Genomic DNA, 4,955 nt, shown 5'->3' with positions numbered 1-4,955 from the left:
TATTCGACGATCCTGGTGACGACGCCGGCTCCGACGGTGCGGCCGCCCTCGCGGATGGCGAAGCGTTGTTGTTCTTCGAGCGCCACTTTGCTGATCAGCTCGACGGTCATTTTCACGTTGTCGCCGGGCATGACCATCTTGACCTCGTCCGGTAGCTTGATCGTGCCCGTCACATCCGTCGTTCGCATGTAGAACTGCGGCCGGTAGTTCGTGAAGAACGGCTTGTGGCGTCCCCCTTCTTCCTTCTTCAGGACGTACACCTCGCCCTCGAACTTCTGGTGCGTCCTGACCGTCCCGGGAGCTACCAGCACCTGACCTCGCTCCACTTCGTCCTTTTCAATGCCACGAAGCAGACAGCCGATATTGTCACCCGCCTGACCTTCGTCCAGCAGCTTACGGAACATCTCCACCCCAGTCACCACCGATTTCTGCGGGTCGCGAAAACCCAGAATCTCGACTTCATCCCCTACATGCACCTTGCCCCGCTCCACGCGACCCGTCACCACCGTGCCGCGGCCCTTGATCGAAAACACATCCTCGATCGCCATCAAAAACGGCTTGTCCACGTCCCTCACCGGCTCCGGAATCCACTCGTCGCACTTGCTCACCAGCTCCAGCACCGCGCTCATCCCCTCCTGCTTGCCCTCCAGCGCCTGCAACGCCGAGCCCCGCACCACCGGAATATCGTCGCCGTCGAAGTCGTACTTGCTCAAAAGCTCCCGCACCTCCATCTCCACCAAGTCCAGCAGGTCCGGGTCGTCGACCGCGTCCACCTTGTTCAAGAACACCACCATCGTGGGAACGCCCACCTGCCTCGCCAACAGCACGTGCTCCTTGGTCTGCGGCATCGGGCCGTCGAGCGCGCTTACCACCAGAATCGCACCGTCCATCTGCGCAGCCCCCGTGATCATGTTCTTGATGTAGTCCGCATGCCCAGGACAATCGACATGCGCGTAATGACGTGCCTCGCTCTCGTACTCCACGTGGCTGACCGCTATCGTCACGATCTTCGAAGCATCACGCACCGTGCCGCCCTTGGCGATGTCCGCATACGACACCGCCTTCGCTCCCCCCTTGTCCGCCAACACCTTCGTGATCGCAGCCGTCAGCGTCGTCTTGCCGTGATCGATGTGACCAATCGTACCAACGTTCACATGAGGTTTGGTCCTAACGAACTTTTCCTTCGCCATCGTGTGATCTCCCTTACAACCAATCGGACTCTCAGGCGCCCTTTACCTTGGCCACGATCTCCTCGGATATGCTGCTTGGCACGGGTTCGTAGCGGTGGAACTGCATCGTGTAGCTAGCCCTCCCCTGAGTCTTGCTCCGCAGATCGGTAGCGTAGCCGAACATCGTGGCCAGCGGCACCTCAGCCGTCACGACCTGCACATTGCCGCGCGGGTTCATCCCGGTGACCCGGCCGCGACGCGAGTTGAGGTCTCCGATCACATCGCCCATGTAGTCCTCTGGCACGACGACCTCAACGGAGAACACGGGCTCGAGCAGCTGCAGGCCGGCCCGCCTGGCGGCGTCCTGAAAGGCCATGGAAGCCGCGACCTCGAAAGCCGGGCCGGACGAATCCACGTCGTGGTAGGAGCCGTCGTAAAGCACGGCCTGGACGTCGATCACCGGATAGCCGGCCAACACGCCTCGCTGCATGGCTTCGCGCACACCTTTCTCCACCGAGGGGATGAACTCCTTTGGAATCACACCGCCGACGATCTTGTTCGTGAACACGTAGCCTTCACCGGGCTCGCTGGGGCCGACCTCGAGCCAACAATGACCGTACATGCCATGTCCGCCGGTCTGCTTGATGTACTTGCCTTCGGACTTGACGGTCTGCGTGATGCTCTCGCGGTAGGCCACCTCGGGTTTTCCAACATTACAGTCGACCTTGAACTCTCGCTTCATGCGATCGACGATGATCTCCAAATGAAGCTCGCCCATGCCCGAGATGATCGTCTGACCGGTTTCGTCGTCCGTGTGGGCACGAAACGACGGATCCTCGACCCCGAGCTTTTGCAGGGTCTCTCCTAGCTTCTGTTGCTCCGCCTTCGTCTTGGGCTCCACCGCGACCGAGATGACCGGATCAGGAAACTCCATCCTCTCCAAGATGATCGGCTTCTTCTCCTCGCACAGGGTGTCGCCCGTGGTCGCGGTGCGCAAGCCTACCGCAGCGCAGATATTGCCGGCCTGGATCTCCTTGATCTCTTCGCGTTTGTTGGCGTGCATGAGCAGCAAGCGGCCGATGCGCTCGCGCCTCTGCTTGGTGGAATTGAGTACCGTGGTTCCGCTATTGATCGTTCCCGAGTAGACGCGCAGGAACGTCAATTGCCCGACGTACGGGTCGTTGATGATCTTGAACGCCAGCGCACTGAACGGCGCGTCATCGGAAGCCTGCCGCGTGTCGCGCTCGCCGGTGTCGGGATCGATCCCCTCGATAGCGAGAACCTCGACCGGCGAGGGTAGGTAGTTCACGACGGCATCCAGCAGCTGCTGCACGCCCTTGTTCTTGAACGCCGAGCCGCACAGCACGGGCACGTGTTTGAACTCGAGGGTCCCCTTGCGCAGCGCCGCAATAATCTGATCGCGAGTGAAGTCGGTATCGCCCTCGAGGTAGCGCTCCATCAGGGCATCGTCCACTTCGGCAACCGACTCGAGCAACAGCTCACGAGCCGCCTGGACCTCCTCGGAGAGCTCCTCGGGTATCCCGTGGACACTGAACTTGGCCCCTTTGGTGTCGTCAGCGAACTCGATCGCGGTCATGTCGATGAGGTCGATGACCCCGCGGTGCGCTTCCTCGAGGCCCAGTGGAAGCTGCACGGGCACGGGCTTCGCCCCCAACCGTTCCCGAATCGTGTCGACGGAACGAACGAAGTTGGCGCCCGCACGGTCCATCTTGTTCACGAAGCAGATGCGCGGCACCTTGTATTTGTCGGCTTGCCGCCAGACAGTTTCCGATTGGGGCTCGACCCCGGCCACGCCGTCAAACACCGCAACGGCCCCGTCGAGCACCCGCAGCGAGCGCTCCACCTCGATGGTAAAGTCCACGTGCCCGGGTGTATCGATGATGTTGATGCGGAAGCGCTGGTCCGAGAAGGGTCCAGCATCGCATTTCCACGAGCATGTCGTCGCCGCGGAGGTGATCGTAATGCCGCGCTCCTGCTCCTGCTCCATGTAGTCCATGGTCGCAGCGCCCTCGTGCACCTCGCCGATCTTGTAGTTCACCCCTGTGTAGTACAGAATGCGTTCAGTAGTCGTCGTCTTGCCCGCATCGATGTGGGCCATGATGCCGATGTTTCGAGTTCGCTCAAGTGGGTATTCGCGGGGCACGAGACTCTCCGTCCAAGACGACTCCGCGAGGCAACGCCGTTTTCGCTGCCCGGGACAGGCAAGGACGGGGCGCTCGCGTGGAAGCGTGACAGCGAGGGTCTAGGTTAGACCGTTGGGGTTGCTGCAGCAGGCACGCCCGCGCCGGCCACCACTCGCTGTGTATCGATCATCCGATGTTCGCTGCGTCTCCTTGCCGAGCGGTTTCCTGCGCGAAGGACCTGCCCGGACTGCGTTTTCAACAGGGCTCCTACCAACGGTAGTGAGCAAAGGCTCGGTTGGCGTCAGCCATTCGATGGGTGTCTTCTCGCTTCTTCACGGCCGCCCCGCGTCCCTGGGAGGCGTCCATCAGCTCTGCCGCAAGGCGCTCTACCATGGTTTTTTCACCGCGTGCACGTGCATACTGCACGACCCAGCGCAGCGCCAGCGCGGTGCGACGCTCCGGCCGGACCTCGACCGGCACCTGATAGGTTGCACCGCCCACGCGCCGGCTCTTGACCTCCACCTTGGGCTTGGCGTTGTCGATGGCCTTGCGAAACACCTCGATCGGCTCGGCTTTGTAGCGGGAACGAATCACGTCTAGTGCACGGTAGAGGATCCCCTCGGCGGTCGACTTCTTTCCGTCCCACATGAGAATGTTGGTGAACTTGGCCACCAGGCGGTCGCGGTACTTTGCGTCTGGGATGATCCTGCGTTTCGGGACTTCGCGGCGGCGGGCCATGTTCGGAAACCTCCCTCAGGGATGCTGCACCAGCTCGGCGCGCCTACTTCTTGGGGCGCTTGACGCCGTACTTGGAGCGGCGCTGGGTGCGGCTGGCCTTGTTGGTGTTCGAGGGGCCGGCAGCGCCCAGCGCGTCGAGCGAGCCTCGCACCACGTGGTAGCGCACGCCGGGCAGGTCCTTGACCCGGCCTCCGCGGATCAGGACCACGGAATGCTCCTGAAGGTTGTGGCCCTCACCGGGAATGTAGGTGGTAACCTCGAGGCCGTTCGACAGTCGCACGCGTGCGACCTTGCGCAAGGCCGAGTTGGGCTTCTTGGGGGTCGTCGTGTACACGCGCACGCAAACGCCGCGCTTTTGGGGACAGCCTCTGAGCGCCGGCGAGTCCGTTTTGGCGCGCTGGGCGACCCGGCCCCTGCGCACAAGCTGGTTGATGGTCGGCATGAACGTGGATTTACCCCAGATGGCGAGTCGGGCGCGTTGGTCCTATCCGGCGCGTTGGTCCTAAGGGCCCCCGGAAGCATAACTCGTGTGTCTCGGTGAGGACTGGGCGCCGCTGGCGAGGCGCGACGGCGAGGAGCATCGGGGATACTTCGAGGAGGAGCAACATAGCCAGCAGTGGTCAGAACCAGCGAAATGGATGAGCTATTCTTCCGGGGACCCCAAGCTCGGATCCCGAACGCCTGACGCGACGGCGCGCCAACGGGCTCCGCGCAAAACGGGCGGCAAAGATACCGATCAGCCCCGACCTGTCAAGCCGAGCGAACGCAAAAGCCCGCCCATAGCTGGCTACCTACAGCGAGAAGTGGCTGTGCAGCATGAAGCGTCCGGGGGCGAGCCCTAGCCCGAAAGGCGAACGTAGGCCTAGCCTGAGGTCGGGTGGCAACGGCCGGCGGCGGCGCTCCG

4 protein-coding genes are annotated in these 4,955 nt (G+C 62.6%); all 4 read right to left on the bottom strand.

The genetic code is table 11. The features are described 5' to 3' along the window. The coding region (tuf, locus tag MJD61_11205; GenBank protein ID MCG8555836.1) for an elongation factor Tu at positions 1-1,190 on the bottom strand (1,190 nt) is incomplete at its 3' end. 31 nt (positions 1,191-1,221) lie between these two features. Beyond that, positions 1,222-3,333, bottom strand: coding sequence for an elongation factor G (gene fusA, locus MJD61_11200; GenBank protein ID MCG8555835.1), 2,112 nt, complete (start codon positions 3,331-3,333; stop codon positions 1,222-1,224). Between the two features lie 247 nt (positions 3,334-3,580). Further along, entirely contained in the window at positions 3,581-4,051 is a 471-nt protein-coding gene (gene rpsG / locus MJD61_11195; protein MCG8555834.1) for a 30S ribosomal protein S7, read from the bottom strand. A gap of 43 nt (positions 4,052-4,094) precedes the next feature. Further along, entirely contained in the window at positions 4,095-4,493 is a 399-nt protein-coding gene (rpsL, locus tag MJD61_11190) for a 30S ribosomal protein S12 (GenBank protein ID MCG8555833.1), read from the bottom strand. Positions 4,494-4,955 lie beyond the last annotated feature (462 nt).

The sequence above is a fragment of the Pseudomonadota bacterium genome (genome assembly GCA_022361155.1).
Lineage (GTDB): Bacteria > Myxococcota_A > Polyangia > Polyangiales > JAKSBK01 > JAKSBK01.
Note: the sequence above shows the minus strand (reverse complement) of the source record. Positions and strands in the feature narration are given on the sequence as shown.

Bases quoted from the DNA above. Each gene is read 5' to 3' on its own strand.
- rpsG (MCG8555834.1), bottom strand. From the start codon at position 4,051: ATGGCCCGCCGCCGCGAAGTCCCGAAACGCAGGATCATCCCAGACGCA.
- rpsL (MCG8555833.1), bottom strand. From the start codon at position 4,493: ATGCCGACCATCAACCAGCTTGTGCGCAGGGGCCGGGTCGCCCAGCGC.